The following is a 23794-nucleotide window of genomic DNA, read 5'->3' as shown; positions in this document are numbered from 1 at the left end:
GAGTGTATGCAACCTGACGAAACCATTCCAATCATTTCCTTATGGGATTGCACCGAACATCCTTTTACAAACCTTATTCTCTTTTGCCCGATTTGTGGAGCTTTTTATAAAGTGTCCCTGTCTCATTTACTGCTCACTTCAGGCAAAAACAGGCAATTTTTCCATAACCGTACACACCGGAGATTGGTTTCACAGAAATTGGAAATCGATCCAGAAGAACTGTATCAGTTGATCCAGGAAATTCCTATTACTGAAGTGGCAACCCTCTATGGCGTCTCAAAAAGAGATATTGAAAAACGCTGTCGAGCCTTTGGAATTTCATGGGATGTCCAAGATTACCAGTTCCAATCGAAAAGCGATCAACGATTAAATCCAGAGGATCCAGCATGACTCCATTCCGCTTCTTGATCGATGCCGGCGCAGTTTTCCTGGCCTCCGGCGTCTTTCTCACGTTTTATAACCTGCTGGTAACCGGGACAGAAGTGATTGTTCGCGCCTGGCGGAAAACATTTATCAGTTGGGCGGGCCGCCGGCTGCGCGATATGGGCATTATTCAGGAAAAACCTTACCAGGCGCAGATTGAATTGGATTGGAAACGATTGATCCTGTTGATAACAATCCCGGTGATGGCCCTGGCCGTCCATGATTTCATGCTTTCCCCCCTGGTGTTGCTGATCGGCCTGGTTATCCTGATCTGGGCTGATTTTCAAAAACGCCAGATCGAACGCGCTCACATAAATGAAGATGCCGAAGTGGTTGCACTCCAAATCCGCTCCTTGATGAGTGTTGACCGTTCGATTTTAAATGCTTTGACCAGAGTCGAGCTGCCAACTGGCATGATGAAACACGCGATTGACCAGGTCGCCAGTCGTTTACGGATGCACCAGCCGCCTGAGCAGGCTGCCCAAGCCTTCAAAGGACTTCCAGGGAATGTCACTGCCCGATTGTCTGCTTTGATTGCCCATAGCGCCCAATTGACAGATGAAACCCAAGATGGGCTGCTTATTTCATTGGAGCAGGAAGCCCACCGGCAAAAGCTGCTGCGTTCGAAAACACACCAGACTCTCTCACTGGTGCGCGGCACCATCCGGCTGCTTCAAGGCGTCGTGGCCGGGGCGATCCTATTTGTGGTGCTTTCCCCAGCCTGGCGGGAGTTTTTCCTTCAAGATGTTTCCCATCGGGTGTTACTGACTGTCTTGATCTGCGCGGCAGCACTGGCCAGCCTGTATTTTGAATATGAAGTCTACCAATTGAGTTACGGGGAGGGGGCTTAATGGATACCTATTCCCTGGTGGTGGGCTTTAGCCTGGCAATTGGAGTGGGCATGATTGCCAATACCGTTCTATCGATCATTATTGAAACAGGAAGGAGGTTAAGCCGAAGTGTAAGTCGTGGGCGTCTACAGGCGCTCGGGCTCGGCATTCGGGATCATAACGGAATACACAACGCACAAGAAGGAAGCCACACTGAAGAGACCATTCTTGGCTTGAGTCAGGTTCCATGGAACAGTTTGTATGCAGGCGCAGCGTTAGTAGGCCTCATTCTGTTGGCTACGCTTGGACCTTCCCTGCCCAGTATTCGATTCGGTTTTCTGACCCTGCCGGCTTTCGTCTGGCTGGCCAAACGATATCTGATCCAGCAGCGCAAACGTTTCATGGTCGGTCAAATTCGCCAGTTCTTAATTGATGTGCGCCTGCACATGAGCCTGCAGGGTTCGCTTTTGTTAGGTCTGGAAAGCATCTCCAAAACCACCCTGGAAACGTCAGCAGTTTATCAATCGCTCAAGCGAAGATTGGCTGGCAGTTCTGCTCGCAGCGGACTGGAACTCCTAAACCAGATTGCCGAAGATCTACAATCGCCCCTTTTTACCAGGCTTGTCCAGCGTATCCAGGCGGCTCAACAATCAGGCGGCGTTTCGGATATCGACCAGGCAATTGCCGGTGCCATTGAAGAGTTGAATGAAGAGATCGGCTACCAATCGGAAGAACAGATGCAGCGATTACCCCTGCGCATTACCCTGTTGGCCATGCCATTTTTACTCGGTCCCATCGTGATCCTTTTGTTTTACCCGCTGGTCGACCGCATCCTGAAAACCCTCTCCGGGGTAGCAGTCGGCAGCGGTTTTTAACCCATTCGCGTGGTGCGATAGGGTTGTTCTATCCCATCTTTTTATGGCCCCATGAGGGGAAAGGAGACTGTACATGTTGTTTGAAAGATCCGCATCTGAAATTCCGCAGTTTGTTGTCGTTCTGGGAATTGCCGTTGTTCTGGGCGCAGTGGCCATCTGGGCCATCCTGAGCAATGTCGGCACCCAGGGCGGCAGTATCGCGGACTGGATCGACAGCATTGCGGTGCCTGCAGCGCACCCATAATCGTCGATTGATCGCCCTTGGTGTTTGTATGCCAGGCGAATACTGAGAATGGGCGGTCGGTTCTCCCTTTAGAGAACCGACCGCCATCATCCCTTGCCTTATATGCACTTGCCTTGGGGTGTTCTGGGAGAAGGAGGAAGTATGTTGCATGATCGTAATGGGCAGAGCGTTGTCGAATACATCGTCATCCTGGCCATTTTAATAAGCCTGGTGGGCGGCGCGCTTTGGGAAATATTTAGCACCTTAAGAGTCAAATTTAATGATGTCAACACCGAAATTGGGTCTTAGCCAGGATCAGGCAGGACAAGCTGCGGTTGAAGCGCTGCTGGTTTTGATGATCCTGGCGCTGGTCATTTTCGGTGGGATTGAACTTAGCCGCGGCGTAGCCATTCGGCAGGCATTGGATAGCGGATCTGGTGCTGCTGTTCGCGCCTTATCGCTGGACCCCACTCAATGGAGTTTTGCCGGCAATGTCGTCCAGCAAGGTGTCAATCAAAATGTGATGGGAGCGAATAGCACCATAACCCTGCAAGTTTATGATGCTTCCGGCAATCTTCGCAGTTCAGCCTGGCTTTCCGGAAGCCCATTTGGCACCTCTTTTATTTTGGAAGCGTCTGCTCCATTTCAGGCAGATATCCCATTCCTGGCTGAACCTGCGATGACGATTCGGGTGCGCCATTGGGGTATCGTGGAACGTTATCCATGACCCTATTTCATCCTTGTGCTTTTTACGGTAAAGGAATGATCCGAGATCGGAGAGCTCAATCGGCGGTATGGGGATTGTTGACGATCCTGGTTTTTATCCTGATTGCTGCCGGGTTGGTGGATATTTACCGCCTTTATTCCGCTCGCAATTGGGCGTACTCCGTTGCTCAGGAGGCTGCCTTAGCCGGCGCTTCACGGGGCAGAGATTGGACTTACGTGGCCGCGACTGGCTCTATCCGGCTTACTCCTGAAATCGCCGCTTCACAAGCCCAGCAGATCATCACGGCAGAAATGAACGCCCGTAGAGTATCTGGTTACAACGCGGATATCCGCGTATTGCCTGATCCCAGCGGAGGAACGATAACGGGCTACCCGCCTCGGCCTGTACGACTCGGAAATGCCCGGGGAGATTGGAGCACGAATGAACCCGCGGTTGGAGTTTATCTATCTGTCCCTGTTGAATGGCTATTGCTGGATCGCATCGGAATCATAGAAAAATCAGTCTGCGTATTTGCCTCAGCCGGGGTTGCCCAATAAAGGATCGTATGCTCAGGAAAAAATATTCCATTGCACTTTTTTCTGCCTTGTTGATGGCAGTTTTGACGGTTCAAACTGTTCTTGCAATATCACCGGATTATCTCAAGAGCGGTCGTACGTATGACCAGGAGCGAACTTACATCCAATGGAATGGTTCTGTGTCCTATGTATCTCTTTATCACCGGGATAATACTTCCTTGCCTGCTTCTGAAGGTGGAGCGAGTTGCGGTAACGGATGCACCGAAACCGTCACCCGTATTCAGAATGGCAGCTCCGTCTCCGGAAATTTCACGTTCTTGAAGACTTTTAACGTCCAGGTTGCGTACACCGGGGATAGTTCCGTGGGGAAAGCCATTATCCGAGCTTGCGGAACGGTCATTGCTACTGTCGATCTTTACACACCTGGTTCCGGCGCGCCGGGATTCAATAACTTTCCCAGTCCGGCCTGGAGTGTTCCTACATCCGGAGATTGCACCTGGTCGATTACCGCTTCCGGCGGGTATGTTGACTTCCGGGCAGTTACGACCTCTTATCGGGATTCACCCCCGCCCACCGTGGATCTCCAAATCAATAATTCTCAGGGACCATTATCACAAACAGCTCCGGGTGGATATACCCTTAGTTGGACCAGTACCAATGCCTCTTCTTGTACAGCTTCCGGAATCTGGAGTGGAACGCAGCCCGTATCCGGCTCACAAGGGTATAGCAATATTACAGCCGGCACATATACCTATACCCTGACCTGCACAAACCCAACCGGTTCCGCATCGGACAGTGTCACTGCCTATGTGTTTGCCCCGCCTTCAGTGGATGTGAAGGCCAATAACCTGGATGGTCCTCTATCCCTGTTTGAACCGGCTTCCTATACAGTAACCTGGAGCAGCGCCAACGCCAGTTCATGCCAGGCTGAAGGGAATCTTACAGGCTCCATTGGATTAAATGGCAGCCAGCCTTTCACCAATATGCTCCAGGGAACTTACAACTATACTGTTCGCTGCTTCAACCCGGTTGGAGCCCAGGTCGTAGACACTGTTCAAGTCAGGATCAATCCGCTGCCTCCCACAGTCGATTTGCGAGTTGAAGGAGTTAATGGGCCGATTACACGCGTCTCCCCGGCAAGTTATACCCTGAGCTGGGTCAGCCAATATGCAACCACTTGCTCCGTTTCCAGCTCGGATGGCGGTTGGACAGGGAGCATTATCCTGAGTGGAAACCGGGCCTTTGCCAGCATTCCGATAGGTGCCCATACCTATACGGTTACCTGTTCGAATGTGTCCGGTACAGCCAGTGATACGGTCACCGTGTATGTTGTCGCGCCACTGAGCGGAACTATTTCGGTTACATATGCTCGTTTACTTTTATTCGCTCCAAACCTGGGGCAGCCCGCTCAAACTTTATTGGGCGCTGCAACGGGAGGAGAACCGCCCTATACCATCTCAGTTCATGTTCGAGCTCCATCCGGAGTTGAGATAAGCCTGTCCCGCAGCGGAGCTAGCTGGATGGCAACTCCTCAAAATTCTGGAGATATCAATTTTGGCACCGCTGAACAAGGCATATGGACAGCCTGGGCTGATTTGACCGACAGCGCGGGACGGACATACCGGACATCCAGCGCAATTTGGGAGGTGGCATGGCATCCCGTGCATGGTCAACCATAAAACGATTTGGTCTCATAACGGTCATCATGATTTGCACAGCTGGATATCCTTCCTATCCGGTGAAAGCCGAGAGCGGTGGAACTTGCCAGTCTGCCTATGGTCAATCACCTTCTTCCATCCCGGAATGGCTCCAACCTGCTCAGGAAGGCATGGATCTGAGCACATCCTACCGATATGATCTATTGTCCGGCAGCCTCTTATCAACAAAACTGGTAGATGGAAGTTCATGCCCATCCGGGGGATTAAACCCGGACGGCTCTCCGAATGCATGTGGATTAGACGTGTCCAGAAATCAAACGATCGCCTGGCAAAACCGATATGACTCGGTCATCCTGACAGCAGCTCAAGCCAATGATCTCCCCCCCAAGGTATTAAAGGCAGTGATTGGGGTCGAATCTCAATTCTGGCCAGCCGCAAACTGGATCCGGGGAGAAATAGGGTTAGGGCAGATGACTGAGTTTGGAGCTGATCTGGTTCTGTCCTGGCAGACAGCTTATTTCCAGGGAATATGCCGGCAGGCTTTTGGTAGCGCTGGCTGCAGTACCGGCTATCGGTTCCTTGATCTATCCACACAACGGCTCTTACGCGGATTGGTCTTAAAGGAAATTGATGCTACCTGCGCGACCTGTTCTGGTGGGGTGGATGTTGAAAAAGGAGGCCAGACTGTGGAAGTTTTAGCCGAGACTCTAAACGCCAGTTGTTCTCAATCCGCACATATCGTTCGCATGGCAACCGGCCTGTCGCCATCTTCCCTGATGAGTTATGAGGACTTTTGGCGATTGGCGTTGGCAAATTACCATGCCGGCGCCGGATGTACCTATCAAGCAATTCGAAGGGTCGGTACACCGAGCAGCTGGAACAGCATTGCGGCCAATTTTTCAATCGGGTGTTCGAGCGGCTCAGAATACATTCGGCGAATTGAAGAACAAATCAAACCTTAGGAAGGATGCGATATGGATTGGATTATTTTTGGCCTGGTTGTTATCTGGCTGGCAATGGTTTCATGGTTCGATATTCGTAAAAGCGAGATACCACACAGCGCCTGGGTGATTATTCCAATCATCCTGGCAAGTGCCTATCGAATCTGGCAGGGCGGGTGGCCCTTAGTCTTGCTAACTGCTTTTGTCGTGGTTGTCAGCGAACGGGAAAGGATCTCAATCCTGTTTCAGATGAATGAGTTGGGGCGAATCATTACCTGGCTTCCACTCTTATTTCTTGGGGCTTTTTTCGCCGTGCAACTATCACCCATTGCGGCTTTGGCGATCATTGGCTTTTGGGCAGCCTGGGAATTGAAATGGTGGGGAGGGGCGGATGCAACGGCGGCGATAACCCTCATCCTGATTTATCCTGAACTGATCTTTATTGTGGCTTTTCTTTGCGTGCATGTTTTTGTCACGATAGGTTTGGCGATAAGGTCTTTGATGAAAGAAAAATCAATCCAATTACATAAGATCCCCGGGCTACCTTTACTATTGCTGGCGGTCGTATCACTCCAATTAATCGGGAAATAAAGATCGACTTTGAATTTCCTTGGGGTTACAGTTGCAATAGATTACGATTTGAACTCATCCAACATTTTTTGGCACGATTCAGTAATATTAAAACATTCGAAGTCAGTATGCTCGTCTATAAATACATTGTGGCTTTCCGTAAAGCCAATATCATAAAATATTTGAAGTCGTTTAATTATTTTTTCTCGATCTGAATTTTCAAAGCCACATGATTCAATCAGCACATTGGCCAATCCCAAATAATCACTTGCATCCATGCCTTGAGTATAGTCGGATTGAATGCAGTTTAATATTTTTCTGTTGTACTCATCCTTGATGATCAGCTTTCGGACAGAGATATCCTTTTCTAAAATTTTAGCTTTTACTTGTGGATCAATTGAATACCCCCATTCTGCTTGCTCAGAATAAATCTCTGCACATTTTAGGAAGCATTCATTAAGAATGATAAATTCTTCATCTGGAACTTCAATTTCAAAATGAGTAATATTATTACGTATCTCATTTAATCGAGATAAATTTTCAAGAAATTTATATTCAAAAATTTCTTCGTTGTAAAAGTAAGCTAACCTGTTATAAGCATCAACAAATGTCACTGTGTTCGGGAGTTTTGCATCTTTAGTTTCTGTCACATATTGAAAAAGTGTCTTATTTGCCTTTTTTGATTTTTCATACTTTTCTAATACCTTGGAGTAATTATTCCCATCAAAGGAAAAAATCATAAACTCATTTTTATTTAATAGCATCTTTTTAAAAAATAATTCTAAAGCGCTGTGTAAATTTAATACATAAGAACGATAATTTATATAAGAGCCTTCACCATCTAGGATTTTTCGGAGCGCATCTAATGCGCTTTCGTAAGCGGCCACGGCGTTATCGAGTAAATTAATTCTGTACATTATTGTTTTCTCCTATTATATTGAAGAATTTAATTTCTTAACCAGAATATCAATTCCGGTGGATGGATTAGGGAAATCCTCCCAATGTCTATCACATAATAATCGGAGCGTTTCAGCGTTTTCAATGGCCTGATTCGTAAGCCTCCGAACAAGAGAATACACGGACATTGACTTCGAATAATTGGGAATATACCTGGTAAGTGCGCTGACCACATCGGCTGCATTGAGAAATTCTCTGTTCGAGCGCTCATAATGTAACATAATCCAATATTCAAAGGATGGATTGGATACTGCAAGGTGGTAGTTCTGCTTTTTTGCGCTAGCAAGAGCCCTTTGTAAGGTCGTATGTGTGCCGGATTGTTCAATGTCAAAAACGCACCAAGCCTCATCGTGGGTTGAATCCCAGTCAAGACGCTGAATTTCTGTTGCCAGGCTTTGTACCAGATAAAGCGGCGTAACCCGGCTTTCGCCGCCAGGGATGATCCTTACCCGAATGTTCTTATTTCTGAGTTCATCGCGAAGCGCGTTGAAATAATTTGGTTCCGTTTGTCTTCCTTCACAAACGATGAGAATTGTTTTTCGTGGAGTGAGGAGATTCTGACGGCGTTGATAATTTGCCCAACGCTTTCCCTTGTCAAATAATGGCTGACGTCCGGACGATTTTTTCTTACGACTCATTGCACGCCATCCTTCTCGAGGAGAGTATACACATCACCTAAGAAAGGAATAGCACCATAACGCCCTTGTAGATAACCTTTTGCTAGGGATTCACCTTTGCGGGGGCTATATTCCAGAAGTGAATATAAATGTGATGCACCTTCTTGATCTTTTTCCGTAAACCAAATTTGATCTCGTCGGAAGAGGGTATTATCCAACAATGTTGTATCGTGGGTATTGAAGATTAATTGAGCGTTATGTTGGTTGATGGCCGGGTTATGGAACATTTCAACAATGGCACGCACCAGGAGCGGATGCATACTGGCATCCATTTCATCAACAACCAGAACATTGCCAGTTTCCAGAGCACGTAGAACCAACTGACTCAGAAAGAGAATGTGCTTTGTACCATTTGATTCCGAAGATAACGGAAATGCAACCACCTTATTATCATGGGTTTGGTGAAGCATTTCAATACGTTCGCCAATCCATTGAAATTTGTTTTCAGGGATAGAGGGTTCTTTGACCTTGTAGTCCCAGATACCCAGATCCGCATAACGTAACAGATCACGGATACCTTGGTGATAGTCTCCATTTAAATTGACCAGATCCAGGCTGGTTTCCTGTAATGGGTTGAGTTCCAGAATAATTCCAGAAAACCACTGATAGACCGCAGAAAGCATGGGGTGTTTGAAAGTTGCCGCCACTGACAAAAACAGCGCATTGTCGCGGGTGAGTAAACTGATCTTTTCATTCTGGCCCTTGAGCGATGGACCAAAATAGTATTCTTCTTTCTTTGTGTTCTTATTCCAGGCACGTTGAAAATAAGGTACGGTTCGACCCTTAGGCGCAGCATATAGGTATTCATTCCATACATGGGTATGATCCACCGAAATTCCATATTGATAGCGTACCCGGTCCTGTATAAAAGTGATTTCGAAAGTAGATGGAGCATCGGAGGTAACAGGATCTAACAGGAATGGCTGAGTATCGATCGTTTCATCCGGTTTGCGGTTGGCCGATTCGCGGACAAAATCCCGAATGAATTTTAACGCCTCTAAAACTTTCGTTTTGCCGGAAGCATTTGGGCCGTAAATTACAACGCTGCGGAGTATTTTAAATTTTGAAGTGTCAGGAGGTTTAATAACGTTATCGGACAAAGATAGATCCGAACCGGCAGTCAGGTTCAAAACCTGTTCGTCTTTGAAACAGCGATAATTCTTCAGGCGAAATTCGACTAACATCGTGCATACCTCCTTAATTATAAATAGATATTACAGTATTTATGCGAAATTGTCAAATAAATCGACATATTAATGCGATTAAGAGTATTTCATCACAATCTTGTAACTCTCAGGGTTAGTAAGTATTGGAGCTACCTTTCTAGTGCTCGAAAGACTGGACAGCCCATGCTGGCGGCCCTTCGCCTGGCTTTGGATGGGAAGCCTTACTACTCTCTTTTTGCCTTGCTACCTGCCTGAGTATTTACAAATAAAATTAAACGGAAGAAGACCATATTTGTCAGGCAATGACAAATATTTTGTAAACTCAACCTTCGGCTTTGTGACCTATTTATTAGAGGGAAATATTACCTTTGATTTGTTGTGAGTAATTATTCTTCGTAAGATGGTTATTTCTCCTATCCCCCTGGGATAGCACCGTACAATCTCTATAATAAAAAGTAGATAGTCAATCAATCGTTGGCCGGACATGTAACTGCTGGATTCGCAGTATGCGTGTCCGGCTTTTTTTATCTAGAGCGCCCCTTTTGTTATGGGGCAAAGGAGCTGTACCTGGTCGTCAATTTTGTATTACTTGTCCTGCTTTTCGTTTGCATGATCTACGATTTGAAGGATCGTGAAGTACCTATGCCATTAACCCTGGGAGGCCTGGTCGGTGCAGGGGTATTGGGATTGTTTCATGGACTTTGGTCTCCAGTTTTATTGACCATCGCGTTAACCCATGTGGCAGATTTTAATCCCAGGGAAAAACGCCTGGCTTTTGCATTGACCCTGTCAGCATTCGCCGGAATATTCCAACCCGATGCCGCTTTACTCTGCGCGGTGATCCTCAGTATTTGGATGTTATGGGAGTTCGGCATTATGGGCGGCGCAGACGTAAAGCTGCTGATCGCCATCACAATCATGATTGGCAACGCTACCATTCTGATCCCTATCGCAGTAGCAGGTGGGATCCAGGGCGTGATTGCCAGCTTGCGAAAACAAAGGGAAATCCCTTTTGTGGTTTCGATTTTCTGCGGGGCGCTATTTTTTGTACTATTCCCGCTAATTTAACAAAGAGAGGAGGTGATTGGCTTTGCGTTTTCTGAAAGATAACCGAGGGATCGAGTCGACCGAAGTCGCCTTGATTATTGCAGTGGTCGTCCTGGTCAGCTATGGTGCCTACCGGCTGTTGGGGCAGAACATCGCCGCCAAAGTGAATGATATCGCCGGAAAAATCTAATAGGTCTTAAAGTTCTGCCGGCCCAGGAGAATCCGGCAGAACCTCATTTTTTGCCTGGAGGTTTATGAAATTTCTGAAAGATAAACGAGGGATGGAAATGCTGGAAGCAGCCATCACAACCCCGATTGCCATTCTGGTTATGCTGGCCATTGTCAACCTGGGGATGGTTGTCTATGCTCAACAGGCAGTTCAGGCTGCCGCCAGGCATGGCGCACGGATGGGAAGTGTCGCGCAACAATGCCCCGCCTGTTATGCCATGAGCGGCGCTAAATCTGCTATAGCTCAGGCAGGCATTTTGGAAAACACTTCCGTAAGCGTTTTAGCTCCGGGTGGCAGCGCCGGAAGTATTCTGAAGATTCAAGTGAGCGGAAGCGTACCTAACTTTCTTGCTCCTTTGACCAGCCTGTTTCCAGGCTTACCGGGGCAAACGTTCAATGTCAGCGCCGATTCCACCTTCCGGCAGGAGGGCTGGTAATGGATAATTTGCGGCGTGACCGGCGCGGATATTCCATGACCTTCTGGGCTGTGTTTATTGGACTCGTATTGATTCCTGCTTTGGCTTTTGCTATCGAGTTAGGCCGGTATTTCTATGCAATTTCTGAGGTTCAGAAAGCAGCGGATGCAGCAGCCGTTGCCGCTGCCGCCGAGATTAACCAGCGGGTGTTCCAGGATACGGGCAGTCTCACATCCACATCAAAGACCTGGGCGAACGCTCAATCCTACGTCAATTCCAACACGTTCGGTTTATCCGCTAAAGGGGTTCATGCTTTCGTCACCGGCATTCAGGTAAGTGGTGGCGATAATACGGTTCGTGTCAACGTATCGGCCAACCTATCCATTTTGTTTCCATCTGTAGTGCCAAATGTTACAGTCACCCAGACCGGCATTGCCAAACTGCGAGCGTTTACGCATTGATAACTTGTTTGATAGGATGAATTTATTTTATTCTTGTTTATTTCTTCTGAAAATATCAATTTAAAACAGTCTACTGGTCAATATATCTTATATTAAAATTTCAGTAATTATATCTTCTGCTAGTTTTCCGGTAAAAGCATCAAAAATTAGATCATAATCGTCAAAATAGTACAAAACCAATTTTCCCCAATCCAGAATATTAAAATTACCTTCTACCAACCAAATTTTCTTGTGTTCGGTTGCGTGAGTATTCATTTTTTGTGAGAGTCTTAGTTTATAACAATCCGTATTGTATAAATTCACCGATCCGTCAATATGATTAAAAGTTTTAGTTTGTTCGTCAAATATGGAATGTAAATATTTCGTTACTTGAATTTTATCCTTATCGAATGGAAAGAGCTCTTCAATATGTATCCAAGTTTCCCCATCTTTCTCACGTGTTGTGAAAAATTGAATCTTTTTATTTGTTTTAGGATCATAAACACACATTGGGATACCAGATGGGTATTTTGGAAATCGAATATCATCCAAATTGATTTCTTTCCCATAAAACATCGCATAAGCATCATGTTTTATTTCTTGATACTTATCAGAAGGAATTGCCAAATTATCATCCAATCTAAAAAAAATATTGTTATTCCCTGGTAATGATGTGATTGTTTTTATTAGTGGGGATAAATTATTTATATTCCAATAAATTGGTAGAAACATACTATGATAATAAAATTTTCCTGAATAAAAGATCCCTTGAAAGTTGATATCCTCATGATTTTCAATACGAACTACGCCATACTTACCGCAATCATTCTGTAATTTTTCTAAAAAAAATCCATCTTCAACGCGGAAATAATATTTTAATAAAAAAACATAAATTAGTATTTCTATTGGTTTTTTTATAGACAACAGGTAGGAATAATATGGGTCATTGATTTTAAAAATACTGTCTATTGTTTCAATACTTGCTGATGATTTTCCCAATAATGTTGTTATCTCATTTTGCGCAGCTTGGAATTCAGAATAAAACAAATTGTTTAAGTCTCTCTCAATAATTGATAACGGATAATTATGGTTGATTTTTAATGTTTTTAAAATGTATAAAACAGTTCTTACAGATTGAAGGCTATATAATTCAAAAAATATATCCATATGTATTCCCTATCAAACAGACATCAATCCGTACTTGAGAAGGGTTGGATTTTTAGAAGGGAGATTGAAGGGATATTCCCTAACTAGATTAAATCGCAGCCGTAATAAGTAAAAGAGGAAAGATAAATATAAAATTGCAAATTGTATTTTAAAAATATTAATCAATTATTTCCCCTTGGAAAGGCTTTTTTTTAAATTATACTTAAATTTGACACTAAATGCTATTCATTATCATCGTCGGCCGGACATGTACCTACTGGGTGCTACGTTTGTCCGGCATTTTGTTTTAATGGCTCCTCGATCTAGAGGAGTATGACACAAGGAGGCTCTATTGATCAATGATGTTATTGTCGAAGGAATTGTCGTCCGCGATCCGTGGAAGTTCATGGAAGACCTGTTCTTCCGCCTGGTCGTCTATCGCGATAGCGATCAGCCGTCCAAGAAGTTGGATTTGGAGCGAGATGCCGGTGATTACATCAACGTCCGGGTCAACGGTGGCGCAAACGGCTTAATTCACATCCATCGGGGTATGCGTCTGCGTGTCCATGGGTTTCTCCAATCACGGGACTATCGTGAAAGCCTGGAGGAATTTATCGGCAAAGCTCGCAAATCCAAACCCTTTGGCGAACTGGCGATTGAGATCAAAAACAATGATTTCAAACCCGGCCAGATACAGATTGACCGCAATGTTGTTGAGGTTGTTGCTAAACGCATCATCGTTTTGGAACGCCCAAACCCAACCCCAACAGGCAATTCGAGCGGTACGAAGGGCGAAAGTGATGATGAAACACAAAGCGAGAAAAAACCAAAACCTGCAACGAGAAAAGTCCAGACCAGAAACATCGACCCGGGAGATAGTTCGCCGGAAGAAGTCTCCACCAATGGAGACCGTGATTTAACCACAGATTGACTCATTCCATTCACAACCGATTAATGTGCGCATACTTGTGGATAATCATGCGCCAAAAAATCTCTAAACATTTCATGATGAATGAGTCTAATCGGTTAATTGTCTAGTAAAAACTGCGTCGGGTTGTCATTTGCAGATAAAAGGTTTTTCTGACCTGAAGCGATAGGTTTATTCGCTTTAGGTTCACATGGAGGATCACAAGGTGGTGCTCATCCCTCTTGCTCATAAAGCAAGATAGTTACTAAGAGCCGCCACCTCAAGCTCCCGAAAGTTTCTCGGGGCGAGTGATCCTCCTTTTTGTTTACCCCCTTTGGACGGGGCAGCACATTAATAAACAACCTTTTCCTCTTTTGAGGCTTTTTGGCGTGCTGAAAAGCAGAAGGGTTCATATGACATGGAGAACATTACCCCATTGAAGGGGATCTTTGCGTGGGTGGTCGGGGTTGCCCCGCCTACCCACGCAGACTTAAACAAGGCAATAAATGCGAGTGAAAAAGTATCTGCCTTTTTCCCTGGCGTTTGCTGCCCTGTAATTTCACACGGGTAGTTTTAAACGCTGGAACGCTCTTGATGTTATTTCGAGGGCCGGTACTTCACATCATTTGGACTTTATTCAACGTTGGTTATTTTCACAAGGAGGAATATGCAAGAAAGCCAAGAATTGAAACAAGCACAAGCTGAACGCACCGAACGGGCGCGATCTGCCATCCTGGCTGGAAAGTTCCTGGTTACCCGCATCGCCCCTCAGCAATGGACGGTACAAAATGGCGATGGCGTCCGTTTCGGACGCACATTGCCATACGCCGTTTCTTTGAATGGTGATTACTGGGCATGCACCTGTATGGACTACCAGCAGCGTGGGCCGCAGATTCTCTGCAAACATATCGAAGGCGTTCGTCTCTCAGAGACAGCGCAAAACCAATCCTATTCAGACATTAACAAGGAGATGCAAATGAACGAACAACCCTTATCAGATGGGAGCCTGGGGGATCGGTTGAGCCGCATATTATGGGAATTGCGTCAACCGCTGGATATGTCCAGGGTCAAACGCCGGCAAGCGCCAGGAATGGGTTCTGTCCCTTACCTGGAAGGCTACGATGTCATTGATCGAGCAAATACCGTCTTCGGTTTTGCCTGGTCGTTTGACTTAATCGGCGAGCCAGTTATTGTTCGCTGGCAGAAAAAGGTATTGGCCTGGAACCAGCAGGAAAAACGTAAGGTTCCGCTGATCGATGCCAATGGCAATGTTCAGACAGAGGAAGTCGGGCTGGTCTATATCACCGGCAAGGTGTCCGTAGACCTGGATGGTAAGTTTTATAGCCATGCCGACCTGGGTCGCTGCATTTTCACTGGCGATACTCCGGAAGCATTGGATATGGCTTTAGCTGGTTCGGCGACGGACTGCCTGAAACGCTGTTTTCGTCAAATGGGTGAGCAGTTCGGGAATTCGCTGTATGACAAGGAAATTGCCCAGAATGCCGGTTTAGAACAAGGTCGGGAAAATGGTCAAACCAATAACCCGGCTGCATCAACGACTTCACAAGCTTCTCGAACAACAACTGCGCCGATTGTTCGTAAATACGGCGACGGTGTCCTGGTTAACGGGAATGTTCCCGAGCAGGAAGCCTATGACCAGTTCAAAACCAAAATGGGCAAGTCTCCCGCCTCGAAAGATGAACTTCGTAGCTGGCTGGCAGGCCAACGCTCCACTCATATGGAGCATCAACCTGCACCTGCTTCTGTTGTCGCCTGACCCACCTGACAATCACATTACTCAGAAAGGAAAATCACAATGTACCAAACGATCATCCTCATCGGGAATCTCGGAAAAGACCCTGAAATGCGTTTTACACCTTCCGGTCAACCGGTCACCACTTTGTCTGTTGCCACAAATCGCCGCTACAACAACCCGAATGGGCAACCTGTCAAAGAAACGACATGGTTTCGCATCACAGTTTGGGGCAAACAAGCAGAGGCTTGCAACCAACATCTCCACAAAGGGAGCCGTGTTCTAGTGGAAGGCCGATTAACGCCTGACCCCGAAACGGGTGGGCCGCACATTTGGGAAAATAAAGGTAAATATGGCGCTTCCTATGAGGTAAACGCTTCTGCAGTGCGCTTCGTTTCTGGTCGTGAAGACTCCGAAGAAAGCGAAACGCACATGAACACTTCAAGCGAAAGCGACATCCCGTTCTAACCCACCATTTACATCGAGAATCACAACAAAGGACATGCCGACCCGGGCGTGTCCTTTTCTATTTTCAGAAACAGATACAGGAGGAACACATGGTTAAAGCAGAAATTACAGTTGGAACTTGTTATGGAGATGTGGTTATTCCCGTTGAAGTATTGGGAAAAGGACCACGTCCTGGTACGGCTTGGGTGCGCGCTTTAAATGGTTTGGAGCCATTTACCAAGATCAGTCATGGTGGTCCGTTTCAAGACTCAACCTCAATTGTTCTTATACCCCACCTACGGGAAGTCCACATTGAAAAAGATCCAGACGAAAGTATCGAAGAGGAATTGCTTCAGGAAGACGGCATCGAAGTTCAACTCCCGATTTCTGAAAAGCGCATTCCTGTAGAAGATCGGAACATCCCCGTGGAGGATTGGTTCCTGGAAAGCGCCTATGAAGACCGAACATTCATCGAATGATTTGGCTTTGTTGGAAAGGAGGAATATTCCAATCCAGAGATATCGGAAAGGACCGGGTATCCGAGAAACCGTATTGCTTGTCGCACCTACAGTCACAATCCAGGGGTATCAATACCTGGTGGACTTTGGTAATAGCAACCCAACACGCTTTCACCGGGTCAACAAAAACAAAGAATGTTCGTGCGGGGCACCCTACTGTGAAGCCATTGAAGCGGTAAGACTGTATCTTCAATCTGGCGGCGCACGTGCTCCTGATCCAGAAGGCATGCCGCCTTGTCCGATCTGCGGAAGTAAGACGTTCCGCGACCGGGATTGGAATGGCAAATACACCAAAGAGTTGGGTTGGCGCTGCGCTAAAGGTGGTTTACGCCACTTTTTGGATGCCAAAGCTGAACGGATCAAGAAACGGCTTGCAGAAAATCCCTGGCTGATCCCGCCAGCGCCTGGATATCCAGGTGTCCGGCGAGATGAACTGATGACCTGGGAAGAGTGCGAAGCGATCAATCGCAAGATCTTTATCGAAACCGGTTACGAACCAACTGCATGAATCATATAACCCCAACGGAGGGGGCAGCATCCCTCCAGGGGTGGTCTGTCCCCTTTTTTTCAAAGGAGACAGACATGAACGACTTTCAACCCTACCTGATACAAAACGCCCATCCTCAAACCTACACCTTGCCCCGGCTGAAGCACCTGCCCGTTCGAGAGCAACCCGCTTTTCGAGTGGCCAAAGACTCGGATGCATGCAGCCTGGCTGAACTGCTGGCCGTCATCATTGGTGGTTCGACTCAAATCGAAACCGCTGAACGATTGCTGGCTCAGTTTGGCACGATCCAGAAGATTGCTCAGGCGCATGTGAACGAAATCGCCAAGGTGCAGGGTGTAAGTAACCTGACTGCCCTGCGGCTCAAAGCTGCCTTGGCGTTAGGGCGCAAGCTGCTCCAACCGGAGGACGAACGTCCTGTTATTCATTCACCCGAAGATGCAGCCCAGATTCTGATGCCGATGCTGGCCCACCGCGAGCAGGAATACATGGTGGTGATGCCGCTCGACACACGCAACCGAATGCTGGACGTGATTGAGATCTACCACGGCTCGCTCAATTCCTCGATGGTGCGCGTCGGTGAGTTATTCAAACCGGCGCTGCAGCGGAATGCGGCTGCGATCCTGATCGCTCACAATCACCCATCCACAGACCCGACCCCCAGTCCAGAAGATATCAGTGTTACCCGCGCCATTGTTCAGGCCGGCAAGCTATTGGATGTGTCCGTCCTGGACCACCTGGTCATCGGATTATCCCGATGGGTATCCCTCAAGGAAAAAGGGCTGGGATTTTCGTAACTCAAGAATCATCACAAGGAGAATTACATGAAACCGATTTTATTTTTTGACATTGAAACGACGGCCAACCCGGATGCAATTGCGCTCCTACCCGAGCCAACTGCTCCGGCCAATTACAAAGACGCTGACAAAATTGCGCAGTACATCACCGAAAAGAAATCCGAACAGATTGCACAGGCACCTCTGGATGCCGATCTGGGCAAGGTCATCGCCATCTCGCTGCAAAGCGGGATTGAATGCCAGGTAGAAGTTCACCTGACCGGCGACCCTGAAACCAAAACCGAAAGTGATCTGATCCGCTGGTTCTGGGCCGCATTTGCAAAAGCGGATGGCCGATCTTGCGGCTACAACATCATCGGTTTTGATCTGCCTTACCTGCTCAGGCGTTCGTTTGACCTGGGTATCCAGGTCCAAATCCAACCCCAGCTGTCTAAATTTCGCACTGAACCCACCACTGATCTAATGGCCATCCTCTACAACTGGGGACCGGCCAAAGGTTTGAAATGGGTCTGCAAGCGTTACGGGATTAAGAACCCCTTGCCTGATCTGGATGGCTCTCAAGTAGCCAATATGGATCCGGAAACGCTGCGCAAGTACGCTGGAAATGATGTGTCCCTGGTCGTGGAACTGTACAAGCGCATGTGTGGGGTGTACCTGCCGGCGATAAATGCTTACCAGCCCGCTTTCTTTAATCGCTAACACAAGGAGGATCGAATGGATCAACTCACCACATTACAACACCTGGAATACCTGGAAACAGGCTTTGAAGTGTCCAAAATTCTGGCACAAGCTGGATACGGAATGGAAGCTCCCGCTTTTGTGATTACCTGGGGCCAGGTTGCTGAAGTGCTGGCGCACACACTCGCCGATTACGGTCTGACCCCTGACCGGTTGGACAAAAGCCTGTTAATTGACCTGGTACAGGATGCACAGAAGGCGTTGGAAAACGATCATGTGTTTTCCTGGCGCGATATTCTCCGCGCAAATGCCACTTCCAATCCGGGAATTATGGCGTTTCTCGAGCTGCCGGATATGGAAGACGACGAAGGCCCATTGACCGAGCTGTATGAGAATGCCACCCGTCTGGGTGACGACGAAGCATATTGGCCAGACGGTGGCGCCTCCGCCGACTTCTTTGACGACTTTTAGACCTCAGACACGCAAGATGGTTTTTCACCTTGCGTGCCTTTCCCAATGTCGATATGGAGAATTATGGAAACACAAATGACCCAGCTCAACATCCCTGTACCGCCTGCGCCTATTTTGGAACAGGCAGTCGGATATCGAAATTACCGAGGTGCACGTTATCTTGCCCTCTGGTGGGAACCCTGTGGCGACGAAGTCATGGTATCCGATGGTTTAGTAACCTTTACGGGCCTCTGGCCAGGATATTTGGCGTTTGTACAGCATCGAGCAGTTCATCCTCAGGTGGCTGCTTATAACCTGGGCTCATCCGAGGAGCCGGCAGAATATCGTCTGGTCATCGATCTCGATGAGAGGCTGGCGTTTATCGCTCCCTGCCGGGAAGCTGAGAGATTGGTGACTTCCCAATGGGGTAATCCTCAAGAGAAACCTGTCACGATTTCACCTGCGGAGATGGAAACATGGTTGGTGGATTTAACCGAGCAGCTATCCCATTTCCCCAGTATGGATGAACTGTTGAGCCAGATGGCCGAGGATCAAAAACATGTTGAGACCCTCCAGCATTGGCTGGATGACCAAATTCCGTAAATCAAATAGAAGAATTCACAAGGAGGATCATTATGACCTGTAAAGTAACGGTACAAAAGAATACATTTGCTGAGAGCCTGGCTATTGTTGGTCGGGCGGTAGGTTCTCATACTCACCTGCCTATCCTATCCAATGTCTTGCTCAGCAAAGATGAAGGGCAACTACGTCTTTCGGCTACCGACCTGACCCTGGGCGTGACGGTCTGGTTGGATGCTCATATGGATGGTGAACTTGGATTGACTTTACCAGCCAAGACACTAGCGGACGTGGTTAATTCTCTGGTGGAACCCGAGGTCGTATTTTCGGTCAATGGGAAACCGGAAGCGGCTCTGAAATGTGGCGCTTACAAAGGCGTTGTTAAAGGTATCGAAGCATCTGAGTTTCCCACGATACCGGAATTCGATGTCTCCAGTGGCATTTCCCTGGATGCAAACATACTCAAGGAAATGATCCTGAACGTTGCCTTCGCCGCATCAGTCGATGATAGCCGGCCGGTTCTGACCGGAGTATTGATAAATATGGAGGGAAAGTCCCTGTCGATGGTCGGTACGGATGGTTTTCGCCTGGCGATCTGCAAGGTTGATTTACCGGTGACTTTCGCTAAGAGACAAATGATCGTCCCCGCTTCAACCTTGAAGGAAGTTGTGCGAATTATAGGAGCCACAAAAGCCAGCAAGATCACCCTGTTTCTGCCATTAACCGGAAGCCAGGTGGTATTTCGCTGCGAGAATGTGCAAATTGTCTCGCAGCTGATCGACGGCAAATACCCTGATTACCAGGCAATTTTGCCCAAAGGGTACAAAACCAGAACGGTAATTGCCACAGCCGACCTGCTCAAAGCCTGTAAACAGGCCAGTATCATTGCCCGCGAGGGAAGCAACGTAGTGCGTTTTCACCTTCAGCCTGGATCTGATCAAACCGGGAAGGTCAAATTGTTGGCCGAATCCGATGAAACCGGCGTGAGTGAAATCGAGTTGGATGCCACGGTTGAAGGGCAGGAGCTGGAGATCGCATTCAATGTGAAATTCATGCAAGATGGTTTGGAAGCGATCACTGCCAAGAATGTCGTCATCGAAGCAAATGCCCACAATACGCCGGCAGTTATTCGTTCGACAGGAGAGGAGGAGAATTTATACGTTTTGATGCCCATGCATATTGATGGGAAGTAACAGAATGGGGGGAGTAGAAAAAAGCTCCCCCAAAATATATCTCAAAATAATCACTTTCTTCGCGGTATGTTTGGAGATTAAGTGTCCCGGGGACAGGTTGCCACAGAAAAAAACACCCCTTGGGGTAAAAAATAAGAGTCACTTTGCAAAGCGACTCTTATAAAACATCATAGTGTTTAGTATAGCTTAATTGTTTTTCGCAACCAACTGGATTATAGGTTAATAAAATACGGCGCAATCTTATATTTTGCTAAAATTCATAACGTAAATCATATATAAAGTTGATGGCAAAAAACCCTCTTGGAGTGCTATGTAACTAATGCTTGCACTTGATTTTATAAATCCAGCTTCGTCAGTCGTTTTGTGCTCAGGATTTCGTAGAAGCATATCAGCCTTGACAAGGCGGCATAAACGATCCATTTCAAATTGAGGTGTTCGTGATATTTCCTTTAAAATCTCCTCCTTTGTTGCATTGTCACCAGATAGTGCATTAAAGCAGTCAATAAATTTGTCAATTTCCGACGGAATGGCATAGTTGCAATTGTATTTAGGGGTTACGCAATCTAATAATTTCCATAATTTTTGCACGCTTTTAGGTTTAAATAAGTCAGCTGGATAGTGCTCTTCAATAAATTTCCTATCAGTTTCTGAAAAATAGTAAAAATTTACCTTGTGCAACAACTTGTTATTAAGTATTAAATCAAATATATGTCCATCGTTATTTGGTGACATACCAATGATATAAAGATCGTCCTGTATCGACTCAAATTCCTCGAAAAAATATTCTGTTGCCATGTTAAGTTCTGGATGAATAATTTTTGTCATTATCATCTCATATTCAAAAGGTCTGTTAACTTTCAGGTCGAATAACTGGGCAGTAAAAACAGGGTCGTTAATATATTTATTTTGAAAGTCTTCAGATGCAATAATCAAATTGTGAAATGCTTTTGCGGTTTCATATTTCAACTTTCCACTATAGTTCAATAGAGCATTACAATAACAATGCTCCATACCACTCACAATTACTGTGCTGTTTTCTTGAGTGCGAATATATCCTTGAATATTATTAAGATTTTCACTATTGGCAAGAACAGAAAAGTCACCGTGCAAATGATATACCCTCTTTTTAGTGAGCCTTTCGATGTTATTATCGTAGTTTAAGGTAAATATATTATCGAAACCATTGAAAAAATATTTGGCCTTTTTAGGAATTTTTAAATATAATTCTTGGATTTTTGAATTGTTATATATAGCATCCAGAAATAATTTTTCAAATCCTTGAACAGCTGATGTTCTCTTATCTTTTAAATCATCATTTTTCAGTAAAAACATATGAAGAATAAAAAACCAATCTTCAAGCATAATTTCATAAGATGCATGTACTTCCTTAAAATATCTGCGCTTAAAATCGCATAATGCAAATGCCGTATCTTCGTCCGGAACATACTTATCATAGTCATTATTTCTAATTTCATTGGCTATTGTTACAAAGTTATTTAAAATATCAATTATTTCGTTGCCCAGTAAGATATGTCCAAAAATTTGCTCATAGCTTTCTAATTTTGCCCTATATTTAATTCTTTTCATAACAAAATCATTTGAATATGCTTTTCCGCCAAACTGAATATTTATTCCATTGCCAATGAGTAATGATTTCATAAAAACTGCCCCATTTACCACAAATTGTTATTAGCCGGATTCCGTACCAGGTTAACTCTATCACCATTATCGCTCTAAATAGAAATAAATCTGATGGAACTCAATTACTTTTGCATTGATATCATCAATTTCCATCATTTTACGTGAACCGTTTTTTGGATTTTGTGCCGAACAAATTTTGACATCAAAGTAAATACATCTTCTCTCCATTTAATCAAAACATACCTGTTTGGCAGCAAAAACGATTGGCTGATTTCTACATCGGCGAATTATTTTTGCTGTTCTGTCATGCATTTGCATATGAACAGGCTTTAACGTTGGTTATTTTCTTAATTTTAACGTTGGTTATTCAATCCATATTAAACCCAAAGGAGGATTACATGAATGTGTACGAAGACAAGTACCTGCGCGAAAAAGTGAACCGCATCATCGCCAGGCAGAAGGAAGGCAAGATTGTTATTGCTGCCCATAAGGATGGCAGCGGTCTGCCGACCAGAGAGGATCTCGGTCAGGAACTGACTCGGGCAGCGTACCCATACGATTATGCGGTTGGGAAAGCCGGTTTTCTCAAGTACGATTCGGAACTTGGCGCATACCTGTTTGTTGCAAAATCGGGTGAGAAGCTGCCCCCAGTGCTGGCAAACTACAGGCCTTTGACCCTGGCCGAAGCCATCCTGGATGTGCAAAACAGGAGAATCAATATCCAAAGCGGTGAAACCAATGTTGCTTTCACCGGTGTGCAGCCCTGGAAAGGGTTGTACGATGTTTTACGGGAAGTCAACGAAGAACTGGAGCGGGTTAACGCCGGCATCGTCGTTTGGAAAATCATTCCAGAGGAAAATAACAAGACCAGACCAGGCGAGCGTCTGTTTCCTGAAGCGGTTCCAAAACTGCGCAACGGACAGGCGCTGGCGCATATAACGGGGTATGCCTATGATGCAGATCATAACTTGGCATACATCGGCCTGGTCGGTTACAAGACCAGCCTGGAATCGCTGCGGGTGACCCTCATGTGTGGAAAACCGCTGCAGATGACTCAAGACGGGGTTGGCGATTTCACTCTGATCCCTGCCGATAAGTATGAACAGGCCTGGCAAGCCATGCCGGAGTACACCAGTCACCATGTGGGTTTTGTATCACGGCTGGCATTACCCGGAAAGTGGGAGCCAGAAGACCTTAGTGCCTATCTACTTGTCTTTCAGGGAACGCCTGAACCAGGACAAGAGCTGATCCGGCTCTTCATCGAACGAATCAAAGAAGTTCTTGAAGTCCCAATCCTGGACGAGTGGGGCGCTACCCTTTGGAAACAGGCTCGAAACCGTAATCTGGTACAAGATTTGGTCACCGGTGGCGACTGTATCCTGGGAGCCAGAATTGACCTGCGACCAGGACAAATGGATTGGCAGGAATTACTGGCCGACCTATTGGCCCAAGAGGAGATCTCGTTGGCTATCTAAAGAAACAAGTAA

The 23794-nt window shown here is 46.3% G+C and carries 29 protein-coding genes; 24 read left to right on the top strand and 5 right to left on the bottom strand.

The window, feature by feature from the left end; translation table 11 throughout:
• Nucleotides 1-6 precede the first annotated feature (6 nt).
• The 9 genes from LTAR_RS10605 (at nt 7) to LTAR_RS10570 (ending at nt 6783) form a co-directional block, all read left to right on the top strand.
• A complete protein-coding gene (locus tag LTAR_RS10605) occupies nt 7-390 on the top strand; it encodes an RWP-RK domain-containing protein (protein ID WP_062422218.1) in 384 nt (127 codons plus the stop codon).
• On the top strand, nt 387-1274 hold the full coding sequence (locus LTAR_RS10600) for a hypothetical protein (RefSeq protein ID WP_062422217.1): 888 nt from the start codon (nt 387-389) through the stop codon (nt 1272-1274). The genes LTAR_RS10605 and LTAR_RS10600 overlap by 4 nt, the downstream gene beginning before the upstream one ends.
• Nucleotides 1274-2128 carry a hypothetical protein gene (locus tag LTAR_RS10595; protein WP_062422216.1) on the top strand — a complete coding sequence of 285 codons (855 nt, stop codon included), beginning with the start codon at nt 1274-1276 and terminating at the stop codon, nt 2126-2128. Before LTAR_RS10600 ends, LTAR_RS10595 begins: the two co-directional genes overlap by 1 nt.
• A 73-nt stretch (nt 2129-2201) precedes the next feature.
• Nucleotides 2202-2372: a hypothetical protein gene (locus tag LTAR_RS17150; RefSeq protein ID WP_158423430.1), complete on the top strand. Its 171-nt coding sequence runs from the start codon at nt 2202-2204 to the stop codon at nt 2370-2372.
• Nucleotides 2373-2631: 259 nt separating this feature from the next.
• Nucleotides 2632-3078, top strand: a complete 447-nt coding sequence (locus LTAR_RS10590) for a TadE/TadG family type IV pilus assembly protein (RefSeq protein ID WP_081419941.1) — start codon at nt 2632-2634, stop codon at nt 3076-3078.
• A 35-nt stretch (nt 3079-3113) separates the two neighbouring features.
• Nucleotides 3114-3614 (top strand): TadE/TadG family type IV pilus assembly protein, encoded by a 501-nt coding sequence (locus LTAR_RS10585; RefSeq protein ID WP_158423428.1) that lies wholly within the window; start codon nt 3114-3116, stop codon nt 3612-3614.
• Nucleotides 3615-3622: 8 nt separating this feature from the next.
• Complete coding sequence (locus tag LTAR_RS10580) at nt 3623-5272, top strand: hypothetical protein (RefSeq protein WP_062422213.1); 1650 nt, start codon at nt 3623-3625, stop codon at nt 5270-5272.
• On the top strand, nt 5245-6213 hold the full coding sequence (locus tag LTAR_RS10575) for a hypothetical protein (RefSeq protein WP_062422212.1): 969 nt from the start codon (nt 5245-5247) through the stop codon (nt 6211-6213). Before LTAR_RS10580 ends, LTAR_RS10575 begins: the two co-directional genes overlap by 28 nt.
• Nucleotides 6214-6225: 12 nt before the next feature.
• On the top strand, nt 6226-6783 hold the full coding sequence (locus tag LTAR_RS10570; RefSeq protein WP_062422211.1) for a hypothetical protein: 558 nt from the start codon (nt 6226-6228) through the stop codon (nt 6781-6783).
• A 41-nt stretch (nt 6784-6824) separates the two neighbouring features.
• Here LTAR_RS10570 and LTAR_RS10565 read toward each other — a convergent pair whose 3' ends face one another.
• Genes LTAR_RS10565 through LTAR_RS10555 form a run of 3 tightly spaced genes read right to left on the bottom strand, consistent with a single transcriptional unit; the run spans nt 6825 to nt 9580 of the window.
• Nucleotides 6825-7679 (bottom strand): hypothetical protein, encoded by an 855-nt coding sequence (locus LTAR_RS10565; RefSeq protein WP_062422210.1) that lies wholly within the window; start codon nt 7677-7679, stop codon nt 6825-6827.
• 15 nt (nt 7680-7694) lie between these two features.
• The gene (locus LTAR_RS10560) at nt 7695-8357 is read right to left on the bottom strand and encodes an RloB family protein (RefSeq protein ID WP_062422209.1); all 663 of its coding nucleotides are present in this window, start codon (nt 8355-8357) and stop codon (nt 7695-7697) included.
• On the bottom strand, nt 8354-9580 hold the full coding sequence (locus LTAR_RS10555; RefSeq protein ID WP_062422208.1) for an AAA family ATPase: 1227 nt from the start codon (nt 9578-9580) through the stop codon (nt 8354-8356). The genes LTAR_RS10560 and LTAR_RS10555 overlap by 4 nt, the downstream gene beginning before the upstream one ends.
• Before the next feature lie 624 nt (nt 9581-10204).
• Here LTAR_RS10555 and LTAR_RS10550 point away from each other — a divergent pair.
• The 4 genes from LTAR_RS10550 to LTAR_RS10540 all read left to right on the top strand — a co-directional run bounded on the left by LTAR_RS10550 (nt 10205) and on the right by LTAR_RS10540 (nt 11714).
• The gene (locus LTAR_RS10550) at nt 10205-10630 is read left to right on the top strand and encodes a hypothetical protein (protein WP_062422207.1); all 426 of its coding nucleotides are present in this window, start codon (nt 10205-10207) and stop codon (nt 10628-10630) included.
• Between the two features lie 22 nt (nt 10631-10652).
• Nucleotides 10653-10799, top strand: a complete 147-nt coding sequence (locus LTAR_RS17145) for a Flp family type IVb pilin (RefSeq protein WP_158423427.1) — start codon at nt 10653-10655, stop codon at nt 10797-10799.
• A 64-nt stretch (nt 10800-10863) separates the two neighbouring features.
• Entirely contained in the window at nt 10864-11274 is a 411-nt protein-coding gene (locus LTAR_RS10545; RefSeq protein WP_062422206.1) for a TadE/TadG family type IV pilus assembly protein, read from the top strand.
• Entirely contained in the window at nt 11274-11714 is a 441-nt protein-coding gene (locus LTAR_RS10540) for a pilus assembly protein TadG-related protein (RefSeq protein WP_062422205.1), read from the top strand. The genes LTAR_RS10545 and LTAR_RS10540 overlap by 1 nt, the downstream gene beginning before the upstream one ends.
• A gap of 87 nt (nt 11715-11801) precedes the next feature.
• Here the strand turns inward: LTAR_RS10540 and LTAR_RS10535 are convergent, their stop codons facing one another.
• Nucleotides 11802-12860 carry a hypothetical protein gene (locus tag LTAR_RS10535; RefSeq protein WP_062422204.1) on the bottom strand — a complete coding sequence of 353 codons (1059 nt, stop codon included), beginning with the start codon at nt 12858-12860 and terminating at the stop codon, nt 11802-11804.
• 331 nt (nt 12861-13191) lie between these two features.
• On the opposite strand from LTAR_RS10535, the gene LTAR_RS10530 reads away from it, so the two are divergent.
• From LTAR_RS10530 to dnaN, 10 genes are all read left to right on the top strand, one after another.
• Nucleotides 13192-13770, top strand: a complete 579-nt coding sequence (locus tag LTAR_RS10530) for a hypothetical protein (protein ID WP_062422203.1) — start codon at nt 13192-13194, stop codon at nt 13768-13770.
• A gap of 643 nt (nt 13771-14413) precedes the next feature.
• Nucleotides 14414-15523: a Rad52/Rad22 family DNA repair protein gene (locus tag LTAR_RS10525; RefSeq protein ID WP_062422202.1), complete on the top strand. Its 1110-nt coding sequence runs from the start codon at nt 14414-14416 to the stop codon at nt 15521-15523.
• A 39-nt stretch (nt 15524-15562) separates the two neighbouring features.
• Nucleotides 15563-15967, top strand: coding sequence for a single-stranded DNA-binding protein (locus tag LTAR_RS10520; protein WP_062422201.1), 405 nt, complete (start codon nt 15563-15565; stop codon nt 15965-15967).
• Nucleotides 15968-16056: 89 nt separating this feature from the next.
• The gene (locus LTAR_RS10515; RefSeq protein WP_062422200.1) at nt 16057-16425 is read left to right on the top strand and encodes a hypothetical protein; all 369 of its coding nucleotides are present in this window, start codon (nt 16057-16059) and stop codon (nt 16423-16425) included.
• Complete coding sequence (locus tag LTAR_RS10510; protein ID WP_062422199.1) at nt 16400-16972, top strand: hypothetical protein; 573 nt, start codon at nt 16400-16402, stop codon at nt 16970-16972. The genes LTAR_RS10515 and LTAR_RS10510 overlap by 26 nt, the downstream gene beginning before the upstream one ends.
• Before the next feature lie 74 nt (nt 16973-17046).
• On the top strand, nt 17047-17766 hold the full coding sequence (gene radC / locus LTAR_RS10505) for a RadC family protein (protein ID WP_062422198.1): 720 nt from the start codon (nt 17047-17049) through the stop codon (nt 17764-17766).
• Between the two features lie 27 nt (nt 17767-17793).
• Nucleotides 17794-18465 carry a 3'-5' exonuclease gene (locus LTAR_RS10500; RefSeq protein WP_062422197.1) on the top strand — a complete coding sequence of 224 codons (672 nt, stop codon included), beginning with the start codon at nt 17794-17796 and terminating at the stop codon, nt 18463-18465.
• Between the two features lie 15 nt (nt 18466-18480).
• Complete coding sequence (locus LTAR_RS10495; RefSeq protein WP_062422196.1) at nt 18481-18915, top strand: hypothetical protein; 435 nt, start codon at nt 18481-18483, stop codon at nt 18913-18915.
• A 63-nt stretch (nt 18916-18978) separates the two neighbouring features.
• On the top strand, nt 18979-19497 hold the full coding sequence (locus LTAR_RS10490) for a hypothetical protein (RefSeq protein WP_062422195.1): 519 nt from the start codon (nt 18979-18981) through the stop codon (nt 19495-19497).
• Between the two features lie 32 nt (nt 19498-19529).
• Nucleotides 19530-20666, top strand: coding sequence for a DNA polymerase III subunit beta (gene dnaN / locus LTAR_RS10485; protein WP_062422194.1), 1137 nt, complete (start codon nt 19530-19532; stop codon nt 20664-20666).
• Between the two features lie 240 nt (nt 20667-20906).
• On the opposite strand, the gene LTAR_RS10480 is transcribed toward dnaN, so the two are convergent.
• A complete protein-coding gene (locus LTAR_RS10480) occupies nt 20907-22325 on the bottom strand; it encodes a hypothetical protein (protein ID WP_062422193.1) in 1419 nt (472 codons plus the stop codon).
• A 380-nt stretch (nt 22326-22705) separates the two neighbouring features.
• On the opposite strand from LTAR_RS10480, the gene LTAR_RS10475 reads away from it, so the two are divergent.
• Nucleotides 22706-23782, top strand: coding sequence for a hypothetical protein (locus LTAR_RS10475; protein ID WP_139044504.1), 1077 nt, complete (start codon nt 22706-22708; stop codon nt 23780-23782).
• Nucleotides 23783-23794 lie beyond the last annotated feature (12 nt).

The sequence above is a fragment of the Leptolinea tardivitalis genome (genome assembly GCF_001050275.1).
GTDB lineage: Bacteria > Chloroflexota > Anaerolineae > Anaerolineales > Anaerolineaceae > Leptolinea > Leptolinea tardivitalis.
This window is presented reverse-complemented; position numbering and strand designations above follow the sequence as displayed.

Excerpts from the sequence above, each read along its gene's own strand:
- LTAR_RS10595 (WP_062422216.1), top strand. The coding sequence starts at position 1,274 with ATGGATACCTATTCCCTGGTGGTGGGCTTTAGCCTGGCAATTGGAGTG.
- LTAR_RS10570 (WP_062422211.1), top strand. The coding sequence starts at position 6,226 with ATGGATTGGATTATTTTTGGCCTGGTTGTTATCTGGCTGGCAATGGTT.
- LTAR_RS10520 (WP_062422201.1), top strand. The coding sequence starts at position 15,563 with ATGTACCAAACGATCATCCTCATCGGGAATCTCGGAAAAGACCCTGAA.
- LTAR_RS10580 (WP_062422213.1), top strand. The coding sequence starts at position 3,623 with ATGCTCAGGAAAAAATATTCCATTGCACTTTTTTCTGCCTTGTTGATG.
- LTAR_RS10525 (WP_062422202.1), top strand. The coding sequence starts at position 14,414 with ATGCAAGAAAGCCAAGAATTGAAACAAGCACAAGCTGAACGCACCGAA.
- LTAR_RS17150 (WP_158423430.1), top strand. The coding sequence starts at position 2,202 with ATGTTGTTTGAAAGATCCGCATCTGAAATTCCGCAGTTTGTTGTCGTT.
- LTAR_RS10575 (WP_062422212.1), top strand. The coding sequence starts at position 5,245 with ATGGCATCCCGTGCATGGTCAACCATAAAACGATTTGGTCTCATAACG.
- LTAR_RS10590 (WP_081419941.1), top strand. The coding sequence starts at position 2,632 with ATGATGTCAACACCGAAATTGGGTCTTAGCCAGGATCAGGCAGGACAA.
- LTAR_RS10480 (WP_062422193.1), bottom strand. The coding sequence starts at position 22,325 with ATGAAATCATTACTCATTGGCAATGGAATAAATATTCAGTTTGGCGGA.
- LTAR_RS10555 (WP_062422208.1), bottom strand. The coding sequence starts at position 9,580 with ATGTTAGTCGAATTTCGCCTGAAGAATTATCGCTGTTTCAAAGACGAA.
- LTAR_RS10510 (WP_062422199.1), top strand. The coding sequence starts at position 16,400 with ATGAAGACCGAACATTCATCGAATGATTTGGCTTTGTTGGAAAGGAGG.
- LTAR_RS10545 (WP_062422206.1), top strand. The coding sequence starts at position 10,864 with ATGAAATTTCTGAAAGATAAACGAGGGATGGAAATGCTGGAAGCAGCC.
- LTAR_RS10500 (WP_062422197.1), top strand. The coding sequence starts at position 17,794 with ATGAAACCGATTTTATTTTTTGACATTGAAACGACGGCCAACCCGGAT.
- LTAR_RS10605 (WP_062422218.1), top strand. The coding sequence starts at position 7 with ATGCAACCTGACGAAACCATTCCAATCATTTCCTTATGGGATTGCACC.
- LTAR_RS10560 (WP_062422209.1), bottom strand. The coding sequence starts at position 8,357 with ATGAGTCGTAAGAAAAAATCGTCCGGACGTCAGCCATTATTTGACAAG.
- radC (WP_062422198.1), top strand. The coding sequence starts at position 17,047 with ATGAACGACTTTCAACCCTACCTGATACAAAACGCCCATCCTCAAACC.
- LTAR_RS10490 (WP_062422195.1), top strand. The coding sequence starts at position 18,979 with ATGGAAACACAAATGACCCAGCTCAACATCCCTGTACCGCCTGCGCCT.
- LTAR_RS10600 (WP_062422217.1), top strand. The coding sequence starts at position 387 with ATGACTCCATTCCGCTTCTTGATCGATGCCGGCGCAGTTTTCCTGGCC.
- LTAR_RS10565 (WP_062422210.1), bottom strand. The coding sequence starts at position 7,679 with ATGTACAGAATTAATTTACTCGATAACGCCGTGGCCGCTTACGAAAGC.
- LTAR_RS10550 (WP_062422207.1), top strand. The coding sequence starts at position 10,205 with ATGCCATTAACCCTGGGAGGCCTGGTCGGTGCAGGGGTATTGGGATTG.
- LTAR_RS10585 (WP_158423428.1), top strand. The coding sequence starts at position 3,114 with ATGATCCGAGATCGGAGAGCTCAATCGGCGGTATGGGGATTGTTGACG.
- LTAR_RS10515 (WP_062422200.1), top strand. The coding sequence starts at position 16,057 with ATGGTTAAAGCAGAAATTACAGTTGGAACTTGTTATGGAGATGTGGTT.
- LTAR_RS10535 (WP_062422204.1), bottom strand. The coding sequence starts at position 12,860 with ATGGATATATTTTTTGAATTATATAGCCTTCAATCTGTAAGAACTGTT.
- LTAR_RS10495 (WP_062422196.1), top strand. The coding sequence starts at position 18,481 with ATGGATCAACTCACCACATTACAACACCTGGAATACCTGGAAACAGGC.
- LTAR_RS10540 (WP_062422205.1), top strand. The coding sequence starts at position 11,274 with ATGGATAATTTGCGGCGTGACCGGCGCGGATATTCCATGACCTTCTGG.
- dnaN (WP_062422194.1), top strand. The coding sequence starts at position 19,530 with ATGACCTGTAAAGTAACGGTACAAAAGAATACATTTGCTGAGAGCCTG.
- LTAR_RS10475 (WP_139044504.1), top strand. The coding sequence starts at position 22,706 with ATGAATGTGTACGAAGACAAGTACCTGCGCGAAAAAGTGAACCGCATC.